The organism is Massilia brevitalea, assembly GCF_030711405.1.
GTDB lineage: Bacteria > Pseudomonadota > Gammaproteobacteria > Burkholderiales > Burkholderiaceae_D > Telluria > Telluria brevitalea.
Window position 1 is genome coordinate 1 of the sequence record NZ_JAULSI010000063.1, and the last position, 20586, is coordinate 20586.

The following is a 20586-nucleotide window of genomic DNA, read 5'->3' on the forward strand; positions in this document are numbered from 1 at the left end:
CGGCGCCGTGACTTACCTGGGCCGCGCGTTCCAGCTGGTCCGCCCGCGCTAAAGGAAACATCATGTGACTCGGCGTCGAGGGCGACGCCGACGATGCGCGCATCGTAGCGCTGATGGTGCAGGAGGTACGTGTCCCGCATGCCGACGCCGCCAGCTGCGCAAGCTACTACCGTAACCATCCGCGCCAGCTTGCGCAGGGCGACATGGCAGAGGCACGCCACGTCCTGTTCCAGGTGACCCCGACCGTGTCGTTCGAACTCCTGCGAGATCCCGTGAAAACCCGTTTCGGCCTGCACGTGGTACAGGTCATGCGACGTATCGAAGGCCGCCTGCTGCCCTTTGAATCGGTGCAGTCCCAGATCGGCGACTACCTCACCACGGCAGACTGGCAGCGCGGCCAGCCTGGCAGGAATGACACTCCCCCTCGTCCGCTTCAAGAGCCGCCTGCCGTCACCAGGACGGTATGGAGTCAGATTGTCCGCGAATAGCGGACTCGCTGGAGCGGCAGCTCAGCAGGCCTGCCGATGTAGTTGTCGAAGACCATGCAAATATTACGGATCAACAGCCGTCCCTTTGCACTGACCTCCAGCCGCCCCGCCCCCATAGTAAGCAAGCCATCTCGTTCAAGCTCGGCCAGCCTCTCGAACTCAGGCGCGAAATGCGCCGCGACGTCGATGCGCCAGCGTTCAGCAAGCGCCACCGTATCGAGCGCGAAATCGCACATCAGCATCTGGATCACGTCGCGCCGCAAGAGGTCATCGTCCGACAACTTCAGTCCGCGCACGACCGGCAACTCGCCACGGTCGATGCGCGCATAATAGGCCTCCAGCGACTTCTCGTTCTGGCTGTACGTGCCGTTGACCGCGCTGATGGCCGACACGCCGCAGGCAAGCATGTCGATATCGGCACGGGTCGAGTACCCCTGGAAGTTGCGGTGCAGCGTGCCGTCGCGCTGCGCCCGGGTCAGCTCATCGTCCGGCTTCGCGAAGTGATCCATGCCGATATATACGTAGCCGGCGGCGCACAGGCGCTCGACGCATTGCCCGAGCATGGCCAGCTTGGTCGGACTGTCGGGTAAATCCTGGTCGCGGATCAGCTTCTGCGCCTTGAACAGCTGCGGCATGTGCGCGTAGTTGTATACCGATATGCGGTCAGGTGCGATGTCGATGACCTTGTCGAGCGTTTGCGCCATGGTCGTCGTGTCCTGCAGCGGCAACCCGTAGATCAGGTCGATGCTCACCGAACGGAATCCGGCCCCGCGGGCGGCAGCGACGGCCTCGCGCGTCATCGATTCCGGTTGAATCCGGTTGATCGCGCGTTGCACGTCCTCGTCGAAATCCTGCACCCCGAGGCTGAGGCGATTGAAGCCCTGGCGGCGCAGGGAGCGTATGCGCGCAGCATTGACCGTGCGTGGGTCGATCTCGATGGAATACTCGCCGTCTTCGTCGCGGGCAAACGCAAACCGGCTCCGCAAATGTGCCATCAGCTGGCCCATCTGCACGTCGCTCAGGTAGGTCGGGGTGCCGCCGCCGAAGTGTAGCTGTTCCACCAGAACGTGGGCTGGGAACACGCGCGCCTGCATGTCGATCTCGCGCATGAGGTACGACAGGTAACGGCTCGCCTTAATACGATCGCGGGTGATGATCTTGTTGCAGGCGCAGTAGTAGCACAGCGACTCGCAGAACGGGACATGCAGGTACAGGGACAGTGCCCGGGCTTCCCCGGCCGAGCTTGCGGCGGCCGCGAAGTCGTGGGCCGTGAAACGCTCGGTGAACCGGTCGGCCGTCGGGTAGGACGTGTAGCGCGGCCCGCGCTGGCTCAAGCGGGCGATCAGTTCGGGGTCGAAATCGATAGTGGAATGCATCATGGTTCCCAAGTTGGATTGATCTGCGCTGCCGCCGATCCGCATGGTCCCGGGGGAGGACGGATCTCCTGCGCGTCTCATGTTCATCGCATGGTATGCGGCTGAGGCGTGGCCCTGCAATCGTTCGAACGTACTACGCCCCCGCCGGCGCGCGGCGCTGTCGCAGCGCCGACGGCCCACTAGCACGCCCGCTCAGGCCAGTCCGGCGCGCCCGAGATAGTCCGGAATGACTAGCCGGCGTAGCCCATCGTGCAGACAGGCGTGCGGGATGTGGGTGACTACAATGTTTGAACCCGCCACGTCATCACTCGGAACAGGCAATGGAACCCATTAAGCTCAACGATCCGCTCGCCACACGTCCCACACCGAACCCGCAGCGCCGCAAGCGCCCCGACGCGGCGCGTGAGCGCCGGGCCTGGTTGCTGGTCGCGATGACGGTGCCGATCACGGTCATGCTGGCGCTGCACTACCTAGCGCACACGTTTCAAGTGCCGGGCGATAGTCCTCTGGCCTGGGCTGGCGCGGTTTGCGCGGCCTTGGTCATGGCCGGTGCTGTTACGCTGATACAGGCCAGGATCAATCGCCTGTCGCAAAATTGTTCATGATGACCGGCGCCATGGTTGCCGACCAGGTGACGAAGTTATCCTCGAACGTGCCGAGCAGCTCATCCATGTCGCCGGCCTCGAATCCGCCTACGTGATCGTTGTCGTCGACCTGGCGTGGCGGCCACTCGTGCCAGTCCCATTCAGAAGCGTGTCCGTGCCACCTCCTCTTCCTTGGTGGCACCCAACTGAAGGAACCGGGCACGGCCGGCGGCAAGCCGCTCGCGCGCGCCGGCGGGCCCGCGTGCCGCCGTGTCGGCCGCCGGAGTGGCCGGCCGCCCGCCCGAGTCGTGCCCGGCAAGCTTGAACATGTGGATCGTGCGGGTCAAGGCGCTGGCCTGATCCTGCAGCGACTGGGCGGCCGCCGCTGCCTGCTCGACCAGCGCGGCATTTTGCTGGGTGACCGCGTCCATCTGGGTCACGGCCTGATTGACCTGCTCAATGCCGCTGCGCTGTTCATCGCTTGCGGCGCTGATGTCCGCCATGAGGTCGGTTACCTGCTGCACGCCACTCAAGACCTCGCGCATGGTATCCGCCGCCTGGCCGGTCAGGCGGGTACCGTCGGAGATCTTCTCGACGGAATCGCAGATCAGGACCTTGATTTCCTTCGCCGCCGCTGCGGAGCGTTGGGCGAGGTTGCGTACTTCGGATGCCACGACCGCGAAGCCCTTGCCCTGTTCGCCTGCCCGCGCCGCCTCGACTGCTGCATTCAAGGCGAGGATATTGGTCTGGAAAGCGATACCGTCGATGATGCCCGTGATGTCCTCGATGCGCCGTGCACATTCACTGATGGACGACATCGTCGCACCGACGCACGCCACCGCATCGCTGCCCTCGGCCGTGATGCGCGAGGTCGAGTTCGCAAGTGCGCTGGCCTGGCGGGCACTGGCAGCGTTCTGCTGCACGGTGGAGGTCAACTCTTCCATAGACGAGGCGGTCTGCTGCAGGGAGCCGGCCTGCATTTCCGTACGCGCGGCAAGATCGAGATTTCCGGTGGCGATCTGGGTCGACGCGGTGGCGATGGTGTCCGTGCCCTGCCGCACCTCATTGACCATGTTGCCGAGATTGTCATTCATGGTCTTGAGCGCCTCCAGCAATTCGCCAAGCTCATCATTTGAACTGACGTCGATCCGGCTGGTGAGGTCGCCGCCGGCTACGGCCTGCGCTACCTGCACCGCCTGGCGCAGCGGTCGCACGATGGAGCGTGCGAGCCAGACCGCGAAAGCGGTTCCGGCGCCGAGCGCCACCAGGCCAAGCATCAGCATCTGGGTGCTGCCGGACGAAATCATCGCGGCCACCGCCTTGCCGCTGTCTTCGGCGCGCCGTTTCTGGAATGCGTTCAGCGCCTCGACGCTCTCCTGCAGCGCGTCCAGCCGGGGCATGGTCTCGCCCAGCACCAGCTGCTGGGCCTGCTCGCGCTGGCCGGACTCGACCAATGCGCTCACCGAGGAGAACGATGCCACGTAAGCCGCCCGCCGCTCGGCAACGGTGGCCAACAGTCCCTTGCCCGCTTCGCTCGTGACGAGGCGCTCCAGGGCCTGCAGCGCCTGCGTGATCTCCTTCTTGTTGGACTCGATCTTTTCGCGGATCTGGGCGCGCTCGTCCGCGCCGGGTACGAGGAATAGTTCAAGCGTCCGGCGCGCGTTGGCCCGCGTCATCGTATTGATCATAGCGGCGGCGTCGGCCTTCACCCAGTCCTCGTTGATGAGGGTGGCAGTGGAATCGCCGATCGCCTGGAAGCGGTGCAGGCCGATGGACAGCACCAGGACGAGCAGAAGGAGTACCAGGCCGAAGCCTGCACCCAGCCGGGTGGCGATCTTGAGGTTGGAGAGTTTCACGATAGTTAACTGTTCTGATTTTCAGGCACCGCTGCAAGATACAGAGGTGAATTTGCGCAAGATATATTGCCCTGCTGCAATAGAAGCAGTCTACCGGCTCTGCCCCAGCCCACGAATACGCCGAAGTGACTACTCCCCTTACTCCGTCATGCCGACTGTGGCGCCCGGCCAAGCCTCATACAATGACGGCATTCATGTTGATTGGAGCATTGCATGTTGCATGACCGATTTGGTCGGACGATCGAGTACCTGCGCCTGTCGGTAACGGATCGCTGCGACCTGCGTTGCACGTATTGCATCCCGACCGGATTCAAAGGTTTCGAGGAGCCCGCCGACTGGCTCAGCTTCGACGAGATCGAGCGGCTGCTCGGCGCGTTTGCCCGTCTCGGTACGCGTCGCGTGCGCCTCACCGGCGGTGAACCCTTGCTGCGCCGTCACGTCAGCGAGTTAGCCGGGCGCATCTCTGCCATCGAAGGCATCGACGACTTGTCGATGTCGACCAACGCCACCCAGCTGCGGCGCCACGCCGGCGCACTACGCGCCGCGGGCGTCAGCCGCATCAACGTCAGCCTCGACACGCTCGATCGTGCCTGTATGCAGGCGATTACCGGCCGCGACAGCCACGCCCAGATCATGGACGGCATCATGGCAGGCAAGGAAGCGGGGTTCGAGCCGATCAAGATCAACATGGTGGCCATGCGCGGCGTGAACGAGGGCGAAATCGATCGCATGGCGGAGTTCTGCATCGAACACGGCTTCGTGCTGCGCCTGATCGAAGTGATGCCGATGGGCGCAACCGGCCGCAATACGTCCTACCTCGACCTGCAGCCGATCCGCGCCCGCCTGCAGGAGCGCTACGACCTGGTGCCCCAGGCGATCGAGTTGGGCGGCGGCCCGGCGCGCTACCTCGCCACCCGCGACGGCCGCAACAGCGTCGGCTTCATCACGCCAATGTCGCAGCACTTCTGCGCGACTTGCAATCGGGTCAGGCTGGCCGTGGACGGCACGCTGTACCTGTGCCTGGGCCAGGAGCAGAAGTTCGAGTTCCGCCCGCTGCTGCGCGGCGGCGCCAGCGACGCCGAACTCGAGGCAGCGATCCGCGCGGCAATCGAACTCAAACCGCAGAAACACGAATTCACGGAACGGCCGGAGAAGATCATCCGCTTCATGGCCCAGACCGGAGGCTGACATGCAGGACATCGAGAAATTCATCCGCGGCTTTGGCCGCTTCCAGCAACAGTACCTGAGCGAGCCGACCGCCCTGGACAGTCTGCGCAGCGGCCAGCATCCGGGCACGCTGGTGATCGGCTGCTGCGACTCGCGGGTCGACCCGGCCCTGTTGACCGGCAGCGATCCGGGCGACATCTTCGTGGTGCGAAATATCGCGAACCTGGTGCCGCCCTGCACACCCGATGCCCCCCCGGGCGTCAGTTCCGCCATCGAGTTCGCCGTATGCGGCCTTGAGGTGCCCCGCATCATCGTGCTTGGCCATGCCCGCTGCGGCGGCATCCGAGCCTTGATGTCGCAGGCCAGGGTCACCGAGGAGACCGATTTCGTGGCGCGCTGGATGCGCATCGCCGATCCGGTGCGCCAGGAAGTCTTGCGCGAACTGTCGCACAAGCACGAGGAAGGCCGTTGCCGCGCGGCCGAGCTAGCCAGCATACTGCACTCGCTGGACAACCTGATGACCTATCCCTGGATCCGGCGCCGCGTGGAAGCCGGCAAACTCGCCCTGCACGGCTGGTATTTCGACATCGGTACGGGTTCGCTGCTGGCTTATTCCCCGCGCAAGCAAGAGTTTCTCAGCCTGGTCGAACCGGTCGACGCGGCGGCATGAGCGCGGCGACGAGGACCGGCATGCCCGATTACCCGCCGATTCCCGTCCGGCTGCGCTTGTCCACGCGGATTGCCGGCGCCCTGGTGGGCTTCCTCCTGCTGGCGCTGGCCGCGATCGGCGCAACGCTGTGGCTGTCCTGGCAACTCGAAGGCGCCGCCGCCGCGATCAACGAGACCGGCAGCCTGCGCAAGCACGAGTACCGCCTGGCCATGCTGCTCGGGCGCGACGTCCACACTCCCGGGGCCGGATTCGACGAGGCCGCACGCCGCCAGATCGCACTGATCGATTCCACGCTCGAGCTGATTGCGCGCGGCGACCCGCAGCGCCCGCTCGGGCTGCCCCCGACGGCCGCCATCCGCACCAGCTTCGACCTGCTGGCGCTGCGCTGGCACCAGGAGATTCGCCCGTTGGCGCAGCAGGTGCTCGCGGCGCCGGCTGGCGCCGAAAGAGTGACGGTCCTGCGCCGTTTCCTGGCCAGGACCGATGCTTACGTGAGCAAGATCGATGAGGTCGTACGCCTGATCGAACGCGATAACGAAGTGCGCACCTTCTGGCTGCGCTCCTCGCAGCTGGCCTTGATGGCGCTGGCGGTGGGCGGCACGGTTGTTCTCGTCTATATGATGTTCAGCCTGATCGTCGCCCCCGTCGAACGCCTGCATGCAGGCCTGGGCAGCATGGCCGATACGGAGTTCGGCGTGCGCCTGGACGTCGACAGCCAGGACGAATTCGGCCAGTTGGCGGCCGGTTTCAACCAGATGGCCGACCGTCTCCAGCAGTTTTACGGCAACCTAGAACAGAAGGTCCAGGACAAGACGGCCGCGCTCGAAGAACAGAACCGTGAACTGGCACTGCTCTACGACAGCGCCGCCTTCCTGCAGGTGCGCCAGACACTCGAACCGATGTGTGAAGGCTTCCTGGAGCGGATTGTCCGCTACTTCGGCGCCGACGCCGGCTCGGTGCGGCTGGTGGACGCAGGCAGCGACAACGTGCACTTGGTGGTCCAGCACGGTCTGTCCGGCGCGATGGCCGAAGCCGAGCGTTGCATGCCGGTGGGCGATTGCCTGTGCGGCGAGGCCGCGCAACGCAAGGAAGCCGTGGTGCACTGGCTGGGCAGCCTGCAACAACCGTCCACTTCACCGTCCGCCTCGCCGGCCAGCTCGCAATGCGCGGCGGAAGGCTTTGTCACTGTGTCGGTGTTCCAGATTTTCGCGCAAGACCATCACCTGGGCGTGTTCAGCCTGCATTTCCGAAGCGAACGGAGCTTCAACCCGCATGAAACCGCCCTGCTCGACACTCTCGGCCGGCTGCTGGGCACGGCGGTCGAGAACATTCGTCTGGCCGCCCGCGAACGCGAGATGGCCATTTCCGAGGAGCGGAACATGGTGGCGCGCGGCCTGCACGACAGCATCGCTCAAGGGCTGAACTTCCTGAATCTGCAGGTGCAGATGCTGGAGGCCTCGTTGCGCAACGGCCAGCAGCAGGAGGCGGCCGAGATCGTGCCCGCACTGCGTGCCGGCGTCAAGGAAAGCTATGAGGACGTGCGCGAGTTGCTGCAGAACTTCCGCAGCCGTCTCGAAGAGGAGGACTTGAACGGCGCGCTGCGCAAGGCGGTCCGCAAGTTCCGCGACCAGACCGGGCTGGAGGCCAGCTTTGCCGCCGACGGCAGTGGCGGCCCTCCCTTCGCGCGCGAAGAGCAGCTGCAGATCCTGTTCATCGTGCAGGAAGCCCTCTCGAATATCCGGAAGCACGCCCGCGCCGACAGCGTGCTGGTCAATGTTCAGGACGGCCAAGACTTTTCGCTCTCGATCAGCGATAATGGCGTCGGATTCGACTCTTCCATGGCGTCTGCCGCAGCCGATGAGCACGTCGGCCTGCACATCATGCGCGAGCGGGCGCAGCACATTCACGCCGACCTGGCGATCGAATCCAGGCCTGGCGGCGGAACCACCGTCCGCCTGCACGTGCCGAGTGCGCAACGTCGGGTCGCCTGAGTAACATTGGAGTAATTGCATGGCCGAATTAAACGAGCCGATTCATGTGCTGCTGGTCGACGACCACCAGCTGTTCCGCAGCGGGGTGCGGTCGCTACTCCAGCGCAACTCGCGTTTTGCCGTGGTGGGCGAGGCTTCCGACGGCATCGACGGCGTCAAACGGGCGATGCAGTTCAAGCCCCACGTCATCCTGCTCGACCTGCACATGCCGGGCATGTCCGGGGTCGAAACCCTGCAGCTGATCCTGCAGGGCTGGCCAGAGGCCGTCGTGATCATGCTGACCGTTTCCGAAGAGGCCGAGGACCTCGCCACCGCCCTCCAGGCAGGGGCACGTGGCTACCTGATCAAGAACATCGATGCCGACTACCTTGTGCGGGCGATCGAGCGCGCCGCTGCCGGCGAGTCGGTGCTGGCCGAATCGATGACGGGCAAGCTGATGGCTGCCCTGCAGAAGCAGCGCGAACCGAAGACGGCGGCCCCGCCGTCCGAACTGGACAAGCTGACCCCGCGCGAACGCGAGATCCTGACCTGCCTGGCGCGTGGCGAAAGCAACAAGCTGATCGCCCGCGTTCTCGACCTGGCCGAAAGCACGGTCAAGATCCACGTGCAGAACATTCTCAAGAAGCTGGGCCTGTCCAGCCGGGTCCAGGCGGCGGTATTCGCCGTCGAGCAGGGACTGAACGGAAATTCCGAGCGCCAGTCCTGAACCCTGCCCGGCGCGGCCCTCAGGCCCCTGCCGGGCCGGGCAGCGCCAGCAGCGCCGACCGGGTCTCCTCGTAGGCGCGCGTCAGCTCCGCAAGCTGGGCCATGGCCTCCGCGAAATTGTCACCCTTGCCCATCAGTTCCAGGTTCAGGCAGGGCACCCGCATACGGTTGGCGCCGACGAAGTCGACGCTCGACTGCAGGTAGTGCGCAGTCGAGGCCAACAGCGCGCCATCCTCCGTCTCGACCGCCCTGGCCAGCGTGGCCAGCAGCTGGGGCACCTCACCCACGAACGAGCCGATCACCTCGTTCAGCAGCGTGCCGCCATCGTCGATCGCCCGCAACTGGTCGATCCGTGAGTCGTCGATGACGGCGCCGTCGCGGCGGCGCGTTGCGACGTGCTCGATCGCCGTCGCCAGGGCGCCGTCCAGCACCTCCAGTTCGATCGGCTTCGGCACGTAGTCATTCATGCCCGCCTCCAGGCAGCGTTCGCGGTCGCCCGGCATCGCATTGGCCGTCATCGCGATGATGTAGGGCGCGTTGGCGCCGCGGAAGCGCCCGCGCAGCCGGCGCGTGGCCTCCAGGCCATCCATCTCCGGCATCTGCATGTCCATCAGGATCACGTGGTACTCCTGGCGCTCGAGCGCTTCCAGCGCCTCCAGGCCGTTGGCGACCACGTCGGCCCGGTAGCCGAGGTGGCGCAGCAACTGCTTGATGACCTTCTGGTTGATCGTATTGTCTTCCGCGACCAGGATGTCCACGGGTGCGGCAGCCCTCGGCTCCTGCGCCGTCGGGAGCGGCACCCGCTCGCTGCCTCCGGAACGCTCTCCGAGTACCTGCTGCAGCGCCTCGAGCAGCGCGGCCGGCTTGATCGGCTTGTTGAGCCAGGCCGAGAACGCATCCATGGCCTCGGCGTCCGCGCCGGCCCGTTGGCGCTGGCCGACCGAAGTCAGCAGCACCAGCGGCAGCGCCTTGCGGTCGCGGTGCTTGCGCAACTCGACCGCGAGGCGCGCACCATCCATGTCGGGCATCTGCATGTCGAGGACGGCGACGTCGAAGGGATGCCCGTCGCGGACCAGGTCAACCGCCTCGACCGCCGACGCCGCCGCCAAGGGCTCCATTCCCCAAAGCAATGCCTGTTTCATCAGGATGCGCCGGTTAGTGGCGTTGTCGTCGACGATCAGGATGCGCCGGCCGCGCACGTGCTTGGCGCGGTCGCGCAGTACGTTCTCGGCCAGCTGCTCGTCGAAGGCCTCGGCCTCGATGGTGAAGGTGAAGGTCGAGCCGCGCCCCGCTTCGCTCTCCACGGTCAGGTCGCCGCCCATCATCTCGGCCAGGCGCCGGCTGATCGTCAAGCCCAGGCCTGTTCCCCCGTACTTGCGCGTGGTGGAGGCATCGACCTGGGTGAATGAGCTGAAGATATCCTCGATCCGGTGGGCCGGGATGCCGATCCCGGTATCCCTGACGGCAAACGCCAGCCGGCAGTCGCCTGTCGCGCCCGCCCCGCCCGCCTCGTTCGTCGTGGCCGACACCGTGATCACGACTTCGCCGTGATGGGTGAACTTGATCGCATTCGACAGCAGGTTCACCAGGATCTGCCGCAGGCGGGTGGCGTCGGCCAGGATCGTCGCCGGCACGCCCGGCTCCAGCATGTAGGCCAGGTCGAGGTTCTTTTCGCTGGCGGCCGGCGCGAGCAGGTCGAGCGCGTCCTCGACGCAGCGCCGCACCTCGAAGGCATGGCGCTCGAGGTCGAGGCGCCCCACCTCCAGCTTCGAATAGTCGAGCAGGTCGTTGATGATCGAGAGCAGCGCTTCGCTGCTGGAACGGATGGTTTCCGTGTAATCGCGCTGTTCCTCGTTGATGTCGGTGTGCAGGAGCAGGCTCGTCATGCCGATGACGGCGTTCAGCGGCGTACGGATTTCATGGCTCATGTTGGCGAGGAACATGCTCTTGGCCTGCATCGCAGCCTCCGCCCTGTCCTTGGCCATTTCCAGTTCGCGCTCGTAGGCCTTGCGTTCCGAAATGTCCTGCAGGATGGCGGTCAGGATGACGCACCCATCCGCCTCGGATTTCGAGATCGTGGCCTCTGCCGGAAACTCGCTGCCGTCCTTGCGGACCGCGAAGATGGTGCCGCGTTCGCCCATGCGCCGCGCCGGCCGTGCGCCATGGCGAAAGCCGGCGACGCGCTCGCCGTGGCCCGGGCGGAAACGTTCGGGAATCAGGACCGCCAGGTCCTGGCCGACCACTTCTTCGGCGGTCCAGCCGAACACCCGTTCCGCGCCCTGGTTGAAGAGTACGATCCGCTGCGTCTCGTCGGTGCAGACAATGGCGTTTTCGGCAATATCGATAATGCTTCTCAGTTGTTCCGGGCTCAATAGCTTATGCATGGCGCACGTCTGGACTTCGTGGAAATGCCGACATCCTACACGCTTGCGCCGGCTCAGGTTGGACGAATTTCGGTGCGACGCCCAAGCGTCCCTACACCTTTATGACTAGCTGCCCTAGCCCATCCGGCGCGCGGCCCTAGCTCGCTTGTCCACTCGAAAACCACCCTCCGGCCAATAGTTGGGCACGCCGCTTACACGTACGCTTGCATCCATCGAAAAGTGCGTTCCAGGAGAAAAACATGAGCACCGATAAGAGACCGCTTGCGGTCCTCGTCAGCAGTACCTTTGCATTCACGATCTGCTTCGCCATATGGATGATGTTCGCTGTCCTGGGCATCCCCATCAAGGCCAAGCTGGGCCTGAACGAAACCGAGTTCGGCCTCTTGATCGCCACACCGGTGCTGACCGGCGCGCTGGCACGCGTGCCGCTCGGCATCTGGACCGACCGCTTCGGCGGCCGCATCGTCTTCTTCACCCTGATGATGGCCTGCGCGTTGCCGATCTACCTGATCAGCTACGCGACCGAGTACTGGCACTTCCTGGTGCTGGGCCTGTTCGTCGGCCTGGCCGGCGGCTCCTTCTCGGTCGGGACGCCCTACGTGGCGCGCTGGTATGGCAAGGAGCGCCGCGGCTTTGCCATGGGCGTGTTCGGCGCCGGCAATTCGGGCTCGGCCCTGACCAAGTTCGCCGCCCCGGCCATCATCGCGGCGGCCGGTTGGCAATTCCTGCCCAAGGTGTATGCCCTGGTCATGGTCGCTACCGCGCTGCTGTTCTGGTTCGGTTCGTACTCCGACCCATCGCACAAGACGCCGTCGGGCGAATCCTTCGCCCAGCAGATGCGCGTGCTGAAAGATCCGCGTGTCTGGCGCTACTGCCAGTATTACTCGGTCGTGTTTGGCGGCTATGTCGCACTGGCCCTGTGGATGACCAAGTACTACGTCGGCGAATACGGCTTCGACCTGAAGCTGGCCGCCCTGCTGGCCGCCTGCTTCTCGCTGCCGGGCGGCGTGCTGCGTGCGCTCGGAGGCTGGATCTCCGACAAGTACGGCGCCTACAAGGTCACCTGGTGGGTAATGTGGGTCTGCTGGGTGTGCTTCTTCATCCTGTCGTATCCGCAAACCACGATGAGCGTCAAGACCGTCGAGGGCGCCATGGACCTGCAGTTCGGCCTCGGCCCGATTGCCTTCACCGCCCTGCTGTTCGTGGTCGGCGTCGCCATGGCGGTCGGCAAGGCTTCGGTGTTCCGCTTCATTGCCGACGACTTCAGCGACAACATCGGCGCGGTTTCGGGCGTCGTCGGCCTGGCTGGCGGCCTCGGCGGCTTCATCCTGCCGATCCTGTTCGGCGCCATCGTCGACCTGACCGGAATCCGCTCCAGCTCGTTCATGTTGCTCTACGGCACGGTGTGCGTCTCGCTGATCTGGATGCACTTCTCGTTCAAGCCCGAGCGCACGCTGCCGGCGTCGACCGCGCCAAAAGCGCCTGCTGCGCCGAAGGCACGGGCCAAACCGCTGCGCAAGGCAGCCTGATTCCACCAATTTTTCAATCAACCAAGAAAACGCACACAGGAGAACATTGTGAGCAGCTACCTGATATCGACCTGGGAGCCCGAGGTCCCCGCCTTCTGGCAAAGCCGCGGCAAGTCCACTGCCAACCGCAACCTGTGGATCTCGATCCCGGCCCTCATGCTGGCCTTCGCGATCTGGATGGTCTGGAGCGTCGTCGTCGTCAACCTGCCGGCCATCGGCTTCAAGTACAGTACCAACCAGCTGTTCTGGCTGGCCGCGGTGCCGGGCCTGTCCGGCGCCACCCTGCGCATCTTCTATTCGTTCATGGTGCCGATCTTCGGCGGCCGCAAATGGACCGCGATCTCGACCGCCTCGCTGATGATCCCGGCGCTGGGCATCGGCTTCGCTGTCCAGGACCCGAATACCAGCTACCCGACCATGCTGGTGCTGTCGCTGCTGTGCGGCTTCGGCGGCGGCAACTTTGCCTCCTCGATGTCCAACATCAGCTTCTTCTTTCCGAAGGCGCAGAAGGGCTATGCGCTGGGCATGAACGCCGGCCTGGGCAACCTGGGCGTGTCGGCCGTGCAGTTCGTGGTGCCGCTGGTGATCACCGCCGCCGTGTTCGGCGGCGAGCCGCAGACCTGGGTAAAGGCCGCGCAGACCAAGCAGGTCTGGCTGCAGAACGCCGGCTTCATCTGGGTGCCGTTCATTCTCCTGAGCGCGCTGGCCGCATGGTTCGGCATGAACGACCTGGCATCGGCCAAGGCCTCGTTCTCGGAGCAGGCCGTGATCTTCAAGCGCAAGCATAACTGGCTGATGTGCTGGCTGTACATCGGCACCTTCGGTTCCTTCATCGGCTACTCGGCAGCCTTTCCGCTGCTCACCAGCACCCTGTTCCCGGATGTGAACCCGCTGCAGTACGCCTTCGTCGGCCCCCTGGTCAGCGCCCTGGCGCGCGTCGCGGGCGGCTGGATCTCGGACAAGCTGGGCGGCGCCCGCGTGACCGTCTGGACCTTCGCCGCCATGATCGTCGCCGTGCTGGGCGTGCTGCACTTCCTGCCGGGCGCCGGCAACCCTGGCAACTTTGCCGGCTTCTTCGGCATGTTCCTGGTGCTGTTCGCCTGCACCGGCGTCGGCAACGCCTCGACCTTCCGTATGATCCCGGTGATCTTCCTGACCCTGCACCAGCGCGCGTCCGCCGGCCAGCCTGAGGCCGTGAAGGCCCAGGCCATTGCCAGCGCCAACAAGGAAGCCGCCGCCGTGCTCGGCTTCACCTCGGCCATCGCTGCCTATGGAGCGTTCTTCATTCCGAAGAGCTACGGCACCTCGATCGCCCTGACCGGCAGTGCCAACGCCGCCCTGTGGTGCTTCATCGGCTTCTATGTCAGCTGCATCGCCGTGACCTGGTGGTTCTACTCGCGTAAGGGCGCGGAAATGCCCTGCTGACCCCCTGAGCGCAAGCGCGCCACGGAAAAGGCCGCTGCCTGGCACCAGGCAGCGGCCTTTTTCCTTGCGGAGGCGCTAGTCCAAAAGGAGTAGGCGGACTAGTCCCTAATCCGGCGCGAGACAGACTTTTTACGAATACTCAATGTGCCAGCTGGTCCGTAGACTGGCAACAGCTAAACACACAAGCGATGCGCGCCGCCGGCGCGCCGATGGAGAAACCATGAGTCACTTTCTGGACCGACTAAAATTTTTCGGCAAAGCCAAGCAAACGTTCTCGAACGGCCACGGTGAGGTGGTCAATGAGGACCGTACCTGGGAAAACGCCTACCGCCAGCGCTGGCAGCACGACAAGATCGTGCGTTCGACCCACGGCGTGAACTGCACCGGCTCCTGCAGCTGGAAGGTCTATGTCAAGAATGGCCTGATCACCTGGGAAACCCAGCAGACCGACTACCCGCGTACCCGCCCGGACCTGCCGAACCATGAGCCGCGTGGCTGCCCGCGTGGCGCCAGCTATTCGTGGTACGTCTACTCGGCGCAGCGTGTCAAGCACCCAATGGTGCGTGGCCGCCTGATGCAGATGTGGCGCGAAGCGCGCGTCACGCGCGATCCGGTCGGCGCTTGGGAATACATCAGCCAGGACCCGGTGCGCGCCGCCAGCTACAAGTCCATCCGCGGCCAGGGCGGCTTCGTACGCGCCAAGTGGGATGAGGTCAACGAGATGATCGCTGCCGCCAACGCCTACACGATCGGCAAGTACGGCCCGGACCGCATCATCGGCTTCTCGCCGATTCCTGCCATGTCGATGGTCAGCTACGCCGCCGGCACCCGCTACCTGAGCCTGATCGGCGGCGTGGCCATGAGCTTCTACGACTGGTACTGCGACCTGCCGCCGGCCAGCCCACAGGTGTGGGGCGAGCAGACCGACGTGCCGGAATCGGCCGACTGGTACAACTCGACCTACCTGATGGTGTGGGGCTCGAACGTGCCGATGACCCGTACCCCGGACGCCCACTTCTACACCGAAGTGCGCTACAAGGGCACCAAGACCGTGGCCGTGTCCTCCGACTTCGGCGAGATGGCCAAGTTCGGTGACATCTGGCTCGCACCCAAGCAGGGCACGGACGCCGCACTGGCGATGGCCATGGGCCACGTCATCATGAAGGAGTACCACGCTACGGCCAAGTCGGCCTACTTCAACGAGTACGCCAAACAGTACACCGACTTCCCGATGCTGGTGATGCTCAAGGAGCGCGACGGCACCCTGGTGCCCGACTACTTCCTGCGCGCCTCGCACCTGGCCGACAACCTGAATGAAGCCAACAACCCCGAGTGGAAAACGCTGGTGCTCGACCAGGCCACCGGCAAGATCGTTGCGCCGAGCGGCTCGATCGGTTTCCGCTGGGGCGAGTCCGGCAAGTGGAACCTCGAGCAGAAGGAAGGTGCGACCCGCAACCCAATCGATCCGCAGCTCTCGCTCATCGGCGGCAACGACGGCATCGTGCCGGTCGGCTTCCCCTACTTCGGCGGCAAAGATGCCGACGACCTGTTGCTGCGCAACGTCCCAGTGAAGAAAATCACCCTGGCCGACGGCACCGAGGCCCTGGTCACCACCGTGTTCGACCTGTCGATGGCCAACTACGGCGTGGACCGTGGCATCTGCCCGAACGCGGCCAAGAGCTACGAAGACGACGTGCCCTACACCCCAGCCTGGCAGGTCAAGCACACCGGCGTCAAGGCGCAGGATGTGATCACCGTGGCGCGCGAGTTCGCCGACAACGCCGACCGCACCCGGGGCAAGTCGATGGTCATCGTCGGCGCGGCGCTGAATCACTGGTACCACATGGACATGACCTACCGCGGCATCATCAACATGCTGATGATGTGCGGCTGCATCGGCCAGAGCGGCGGCGGCTGGTCGCACTACGTCGGCCAGGAAAAGCTGCGCCCGCAGACCGGCTGGACCCCGTTGGCCTTTGCGCTGGACTGGAACCGTCCGTCGCGCCAGATGAACTCGACTTCGTTCTTCTACGCCCACACCAGCCAGTGGCGCCACGAGAAGCTGCACACCTCGGAAATCCTGTGCCCGACTGCCGACGGCAAGATGGAAGAGATGGCCCTGATCGACTACAACGCCAAGGCCGAACGCATGGGCTGGCTGCCGTCGGCGCCCCAGCTCGAGACCAACCCGCTCGAAGTCACCCGCGCGGCCGAAGCCGCAGGCAAGGACGCGGCCCAATACGCCGTCGAGCAGATCAAGGCCGGCAAGCTGAATTTCTCGTGCGATGACCCAGACAATCCGGCGAACTTCCCGCGCAATATGTTCGTGTGGCGTTCGAATATCCTGGGCAGCTCGGGCAAGGGCCACGAGTACTTCCTGAAGTACCTGCTCGGCACCCAGAATGCCTTGCTGAGCGACGAGGACGACTGTGTGAAGCCGCGCGACGTGAAAGTTCGCCCGGCCGCCGAAGGCAAGCTCGACCTGCTGGTGGTGCTTGATTTCCGCATGTCGACCACCTGCCTGTACGGCGACATCGTGCTGCCGACCGCGACCTGGTACGAAAAGGACGACCTGAACACCTCGGACATGCACCCCTTCATCCATCCGCTGTCGGAAGCCGTGCAGCCGCTGTGGGAATCGAAGTCGGACTGGGAAATCTACAAAGGCATCGCCGCCAAGTTCTCGGAAATCGGCGGCGCCCACCTCGGCACCCGCAAGGACCTCGTGCTCACCCCCCTGATGCACGACACCCCGGGCGAGCTGGGCCAGCCGTTCGACCCGAAGGACTGGCGCCTTGGCGAGTGCGAGCCGGTCCCGGGCAAGACCATGCCGAGCATGACCGTGGTCGAGCGTAACTACCGCGAGATCCACAAGAAGTTCACCTCGGTCGGTCCGCTGCTGGAAAAGGTCGGCAACGGCGGCAAGGGCATCGGCTGGAAGACCGGGCACGAAGTCGACGTCCTGCGTGGCATCAACCGCACCGTCCTGGAAGAAGGCGTGTCGCAGGGTCAGCCGCGCCTGGACACGGCAATCGACGCCGCCGAGATGATCCTCACGCTGGCGCCGGAAACGAACGGTCACGTGGCCGTGAAGGCCTGGGACGCGCTGTCGAAGATCACCGGGCGCGACCACACGCACCTGGCGATTCCGCGCGAGCACGACAGCATCCGCTTCCGTGACGTCCAGGCCCAGCCGCGCAAGATCATCTCTTCGCCGACCTGGTCGGGCCTGGAGAGCGAAGAGGTCAGCTACAACGCCTGCTACACCAACGTGCATGAACTGATCCCGTGGCGCACGCTGACCGGCCGCCAGCAGTTCTACCAGGACCATGTCTGGATGCGTGACTTCGGCGAGGGACTGTGCGTGTACAAGGCGGCGATCAATACCAAGACCACCGAGGCGATCATGAACAAGCGCCCGAACGGGAACAAGGAGCTGGCGTTGAACTTCATCACGCCGCACCAGAAGTGGGGCATCCACTCGACCTACTCGGACAACCTGCGCATGCTCACGCTGTCGCGCGGCGGCCCGCACGTGTGGCTGTCGGAGACCGACGCGAAAGCCGCCGGCATCGAGGACAACGACTGGATCGAGGTCTTCAACGTCAACGGCACCCTGACCGCCCGTGCGGTGGTGAGCCAGCGTGTCCCCGAAGGCATGACGCTGATGTATCACGCCCAGGAAAAGATCGTCAACGTGCCCGGCGCGGAGATGTCGAAGAAGCGCGGCGGCATCCACAACTCGGTGACCCGCGCCGTGACCAAGCCGACCCACATGATCGGCGGATACGCCCAGCTGTCGTACGGCTTCAACTACTACGGCACGGTCGGCTCAAACCGCGACGAATTCGTGGTGGTGCGCAAGATGCGCGACGTGCAGTGGATGGAAGGCGCCCGCGACGAAACGCGCCCGAACAGCGACGAGATCACGCGCGGTCCACGCCCCGCGACCGGCAAGCCGGCGGCACAGCCGAAGGCGCCGAAAGAGGAACGCGAACCCGCGCTGGCCTTGACGCCGGCACCGAAAAATGCGTAACGCGCCAGGATGAATGAGGAATTGAAATGAAAATCAGAGCACAAATCGGCATGGTCCTGAACCTGGACAAGTGCATCGGCTGCCACACCTGCTCGGTGACCTGCAAGAACGTCTGGACCAGCCGCGACGGCGTCGAATACGCCTGGTTCAACAACGTCGAGACCAAGCCGGGCATCGGCTACCCGAAGGAGTGGGAAAACCAGGATAAATGGAATGGCGGCTGGAAACGCACCGCCTCCGGCAAGATCGAACCGCGCCAGGGCTCGCGCCTGAAGATCCTGGCCAACATCTTCGCCAACCCGAACCTGCCGGCCATCGACGAGTACTACGAGCCGTTCACCTACGACTACGAGCGCCTGCAGAATGCACCGCTGTCGGAGACGCCGCCGACTGCCCGCCCGGTCTCGGTCCTGACCGGCAAGAAGATGGACAAGATTGAATGGGGTCCGAACTGGGAGGACGACCTGGGCGGCGAATTTGCCAAGCGCAGCAAGGACAAGCTGTTCGACAACGTGCAGAAAGAGATGTACTCGACCTTCGAGAACACCTTCATGATGTACCTGCCGCGCCTGTGCGAGCACTGCCTGAACCCGGCCTGCGTGGCTTCCTGCCCGTCCGGCTCGGTGTACAAGCGCGAAGACGACGGCATCGTGCTGATCGACCAGGACAAGTGCCGCGGCTGGCGCATGTGCATCTCGGGCTGCCCGTACAAGAAGATCTACTACAACTGGTCCTCGGGCAAGGCCGAGAAGTGCACCTTCTGCTACCCGCGCATCGAGGCCGGCCAGCCGACCGTGTGCTCGGAAACCTGCGTGGGAAGGATCCGCTACCTGGGTGTGCTGCTGTACGACGCCGACAAGATCGAGGCCGCCGCCTCGGTGGCCGACGAGCAGGACCTGTACGAAGCCCAGCTCGACCTGTTCCTCGACCCGCATGACCCGAAGGTGATCGAGGAAGCGCGCCGCCAGGGCATTCCGGATTCGTGGCTCGAATCGGCCAAGCGCTCGCCGGTGTACAAGATGGCGGTCGAGTGGAAGATCGCCTTCCCGCTGCATCCGGAATACCGCACGCTGCCGATGGTGTGGTACATCCCGCCGCTGTCGCCGATCCAGGCTGCGGCCGAAAGCGGCAAGATGGGCATGAACGGCATCATCCCGGATACCAGCAGCCTGCGCATCCCGGTACGCTACCTGGCCAATCTGCTCACCGCGGGCAAGGAAGCGCCGGTGGTCCATGCGCTGGACCGCATGCTGGCCATGCGCGCCTACATGCGCAGCAAGTCCGTCGACGGCGTCGAGAACCTCGAGGTGCTCAAGCAAGTCGACCTTTCGAAGGCCGTGGTCGAGGACATGTACCACATCATGGCCATCGCAAACTACGAGGATCGCTTCGTGATCCCGAGCAGCCACAAGGAGATGGTCGAGGACAGCTTCAACGAGAAAGGTTCGTGCGGCTTCTCCTTCGGCAATGGCTGCTCGGACGGCGTCAGCGACGCCTCGCTGTTCGGCAAGAAGAAGCAGGGCTCGGTGCACTTCGTCTCGATGCCGAAGTCGCGCAAGAAGAAAGAAATCGCGGACGCCTGAAGCGCCCCACCCGCCCCGCCCACGGGGCGGATCAAGGAAAACGAGGAATCGACATGCAACACTACCAAATCCTGTCGGCGCTGCTGACCTACCCGGAACCGGACCTGGTCGCCGCCTTGCCCGAGCTCGAAGCCGGCTTGAGCGTGCCGATGCGCGCCCGCGTGGCTTCGCTGCTGGCCCACCTGGCCGAGAGCGACCTGATCACGCTCCAGCAGGAGTACGTGCAGACCTTCGACCGCACGCCTTCGCACTCGCTGCACCTGTTCGAGCACATCCATGGCGAGTCGCGCGACCGTGGCCAGGCCATGGTCGACCTGATGGAAGAGTACAAGAAGCACGGGCTGGAGATGTGCCCGGACGAGCTGCCCGACTACGTGCCGCTGTTCCTCGAATTCCTGTCGCAGCTCGGCAGCGAGGAAGCTGCCGGTCGCCTGCTGGGCGACGCGGTCCACGTGCTGGCCCACATCGGCCGCAAACTCGATGCCAACGGCAGCGTGTATGCGGGCGTGTTCGATGTGCTCGAAAGCCTGTCCCCGGTCCAGGCCGAGGAACTCTCCGAGCCGCCGATCAAGGACATGGACGAGGCCCTGGAAACCTTCGGCCCCGGCGCGGACGGCGTCGAGCCGCTGCTCAAGCCGGCCGCGAATGGAACTCAACCGATCAACTTTTACCCGCAAGGCACGCACCGTGCGGCGCGCGCCGCTGCCTGACGACGGATATCGCCGCGCCTGGCGCGCATAGGAGACCATCATGAACTACCTGCACCAATTCACCTTCGGGATCTATCCCTAC

At 64.7% G+C, this 20586-nt stretch carries 14 protein-coding genes; 11 read left to right on the top strand and 3 right to left on the bottom strand.

What is annotated here, in order from left to right:
- The first annotated feature begins 113 nt into the window (after positions 1-113).
- Positions 114-488: a peptidylprolyl isomerase gene (locus tag QWL29_RS24510; RefSeq protein ID WP_305825469.1), complete on the top strand. Its 375-nt coding sequence runs from the start codon at positions 114-116 to the stop codon at positions 486-488.
- Here QWL29_RS24510 and hemN read toward each other — a convergent pair.
- On the bottom strand, positions 470-1864 hold the full coding sequence (gene hemN, locus QWL29_RS24515; protein ID WP_308636139.1) for an oxygen-independent coproporphyrinogen III oxidase: 1395 nt from the start codon (positions 1862-1864) through the stop codon (positions 470-472). The genes QWL29_RS24510 and hemN overlap by 19 nt on opposite strands.
- Before the next feature lie 320 nt (positions 1865-2184).
- Here hemN and QWL29_RS24520 point away from each other — a divergent pair, with 320 nt between their 5' ends.
- Positions 2185-2469, top strand: a complete 285-nt coding sequence (locus QWL29_RS24520; protein WP_305825470.1) for a hypothetical protein — start codon at positions 2185-2187, stop codon at positions 2467-2469.
- Between the two features lie 140 nt (positions 2470-2609).
- Here the strand turns inward: QWL29_RS24520 and QWL29_RS24525 are convergent, their stop codons facing one another.
- On the bottom strand, positions 2610-4304 hold the full coding sequence (locus QWL29_RS24525; RefSeq protein ID WP_305825471.1) for a methyl-accepting chemotaxis protein: 1695 nt from the start codon (positions 4302-4304) through the stop codon (positions 2610-2612).
- Positions 4305-4517: 213 nt separating this feature from the next.
- Here QWL29_RS24525 and moaA point away from each other — a divergent pair, with 213 nt between their 5' ends.
- The 4 genes from moaA to QWL29_RS24545 are packed head-to-tail and all read left to right on the top strand — an operon-like array spanning position 4518 to position 8838.
- Entirely contained in the window at positions 4518-5492 is a 975-nt protein-coding gene (moaA, locus tag QWL29_RS24530) for a GTP 3',8-cyclase MoaA (RefSeq protein WP_305825472.1), read from the top strand.
- 1 nt (position 5493) lies between these two features.
- Positions 5494-6141, top strand: a complete 648-nt coding sequence (locus QWL29_RS24535) for a carbonic anhydrase (protein ID WP_305825473.1) — start codon at positions 5494-5496, stop codon at positions 6139-6141.
- A gap of 20 nt (positions 6142-6161) precedes the next feature.
- Entirely contained in the window at positions 6162-8132 is a 1971-nt protein-coding gene (locus QWL29_RS24540) for a type IV pili methyl-accepting chemotaxis transducer N-terminal domain-containing protein (RefSeq protein ID WP_305825474.1), read from the top strand.
- Between the two features lie 19 nt (positions 8133-8151).
- Positions 8152-8838: a response regulator gene (locus QWL29_RS24545; protein WP_305825475.1), complete on the top strand. Its 687-nt coding sequence runs from the start codon at positions 8152-8154 to the stop codon at positions 8836-8838.
- Positions 8839-8857: 19 nt separating this feature from the next.
- Here QWL29_RS24545 and QWL29_RS24550 read toward each other — a convergent pair whose 3' ends face one another.
- On the bottom strand, positions 8858-11221 hold the full coding sequence (locus QWL29_RS24550; RefSeq protein WP_305825476.1) for a response regulator: 2364 nt from the start codon (positions 11219-11221) through the stop codon (positions 8858-8860).
- A 239-nt stretch (positions 11222-11460) separates the two neighbouring features.
- On the opposite strand from QWL29_RS24550, the gene QWL29_RS24555 reads away from it, so the two are divergent.
- The 5 genes from QWL29_RS24555 (at position 11461) to narJ (ending at position 20504) form a co-directional block, all read left to right on the top strand.
- Positions 11461-12750: an MFS transporter gene (locus tag QWL29_RS24555; RefSeq protein WP_305825477.1), complete on the top strand. Its 1290-nt coding sequence runs from the start codon at positions 11461-11463 to the stop codon at positions 12748-12750.
- Between the two features lie 48 nt (positions 12751-12798).
- Positions 12799-14175, top strand: coding sequence for a NarK family nitrate/nitrite MFS transporter (locus tag QWL29_RS24560; RefSeq protein ID WP_305825478.1), 1377 nt, complete (start codon positions 12799-12801; stop codon positions 14173-14175).
- Positions 14176-14395: 220 nt separating this feature from the next.
- On the top strand, positions 14396-18211 hold the full coding sequence (locus tag QWL29_RS24565) for a nitrate reductase subunit alpha (RefSeq protein WP_305825479.1): 3816 nt from the start codon (positions 14396-14398) through the stop codon (positions 18209-18211).
- A 26-nt stretch (positions 18212-18237) separates the two neighbouring features.
- Complete coding sequence (narH, locus tag QWL29_RS24570) at positions 18238-19794, top strand: nitrate reductase subunit beta (RefSeq protein WP_305825480.1); 1557 nt, start codon at positions 18238-18240, stop codon at positions 19792-19794.
- A gap of 53 nt (positions 19795-19847) precedes the next feature.
- Positions 19848-20504 (top strand): nitrate reductase molybdenum cofactor assembly chaperone, encoded by a 657-nt coding sequence (gene narJ / locus QWL29_RS24575; RefSeq protein WP_305825481.1) that lies wholly within the window; start codon positions 19848-19850, stop codon positions 20502-20504.
- Positions 20505-20586: the final 82 nt, after the last annotated feature.

Excerpts from the sequence above, each read along its gene's own strand:
- QWL29_RS24510 (WP_305825469.1), top strand. The coding sequence starts at position 114 with ATGGTGCAGGAGGTACGTGTCCCGCATGCCGACGCCGCCAGCTGCGCA.
- hemN (WP_308636139.1), bottom strand. The coding sequence starts at position 1,864 with ATGCATTCCACTATCGATTTCGACCCCGAACTGATCGCCCGCTTGAGC.
- QWL29_RS24520 (WP_305825470.1), top strand. The coding sequence starts at position 2,185 with ATGGAACCCATTAAGCTCAACGATCCGCTCGCCACACGTCCCACACCG.
- moaA (WP_305825472.1), top strand. The coding sequence starts at position 4,518 with ATGTTGCATGACCGATTTGGTCGGACGATCGAGTACCTGCGCCTGTCG.
- QWL29_RS24535 (WP_305825473.1), top strand. The coding sequence starts at position 5,494 with ATGCAGGACATCGAGAAATTCATCCGCGGCTTTGGCCGCTTCCAGCAA.
- QWL29_RS24540 (WP_305825474.1), top strand. The coding sequence starts at position 6,162 with ATGCCCGATTACCCGCCGATTCCCGTCCGGCTGCGCTTGTCCACGCGG.
- QWL29_RS24545 (WP_305825475.1), top strand. The coding sequence starts at position 8,152 with ATGGCCGAATTAAACGAGCCGATTCATGTGCTGCTGGTCGACGACCAC.
- QWL29_RS24550 (WP_305825476.1), bottom strand. The coding sequence starts at position 11,221 with ATGCATAAGCTATTGAGCCCGGAACAACTGAGAAGCATTATCGATATT.
- QWL29_RS24555 (WP_305825477.1), top strand. The coding sequence starts at position 11,461 with ATGAGCACCGATAAGAGACCGCTTGCGGTCCTCGTCAGCAGTACCTTT.
- QWL29_RS24565 (WP_305825479.1), top strand. The coding sequence starts at position 14,396 with ATGAGTCACTTTCTGGACCGACTAAAATTTTTCGGCAAAGCCAAGCAA.
- narH (WP_305825480.1), top strand. The coding sequence starts at position 18,238 with ATGAAAATCAGAGCACAAATCGGCATGGTCCTGAACCTGGACAAGTGC.
- narJ (WP_305825481.1), top strand. The coding sequence starts at position 19,848 with ATGCAACACTACCAAATCCTGTCGGCGCTGCTGACCTACCCGGAACCG.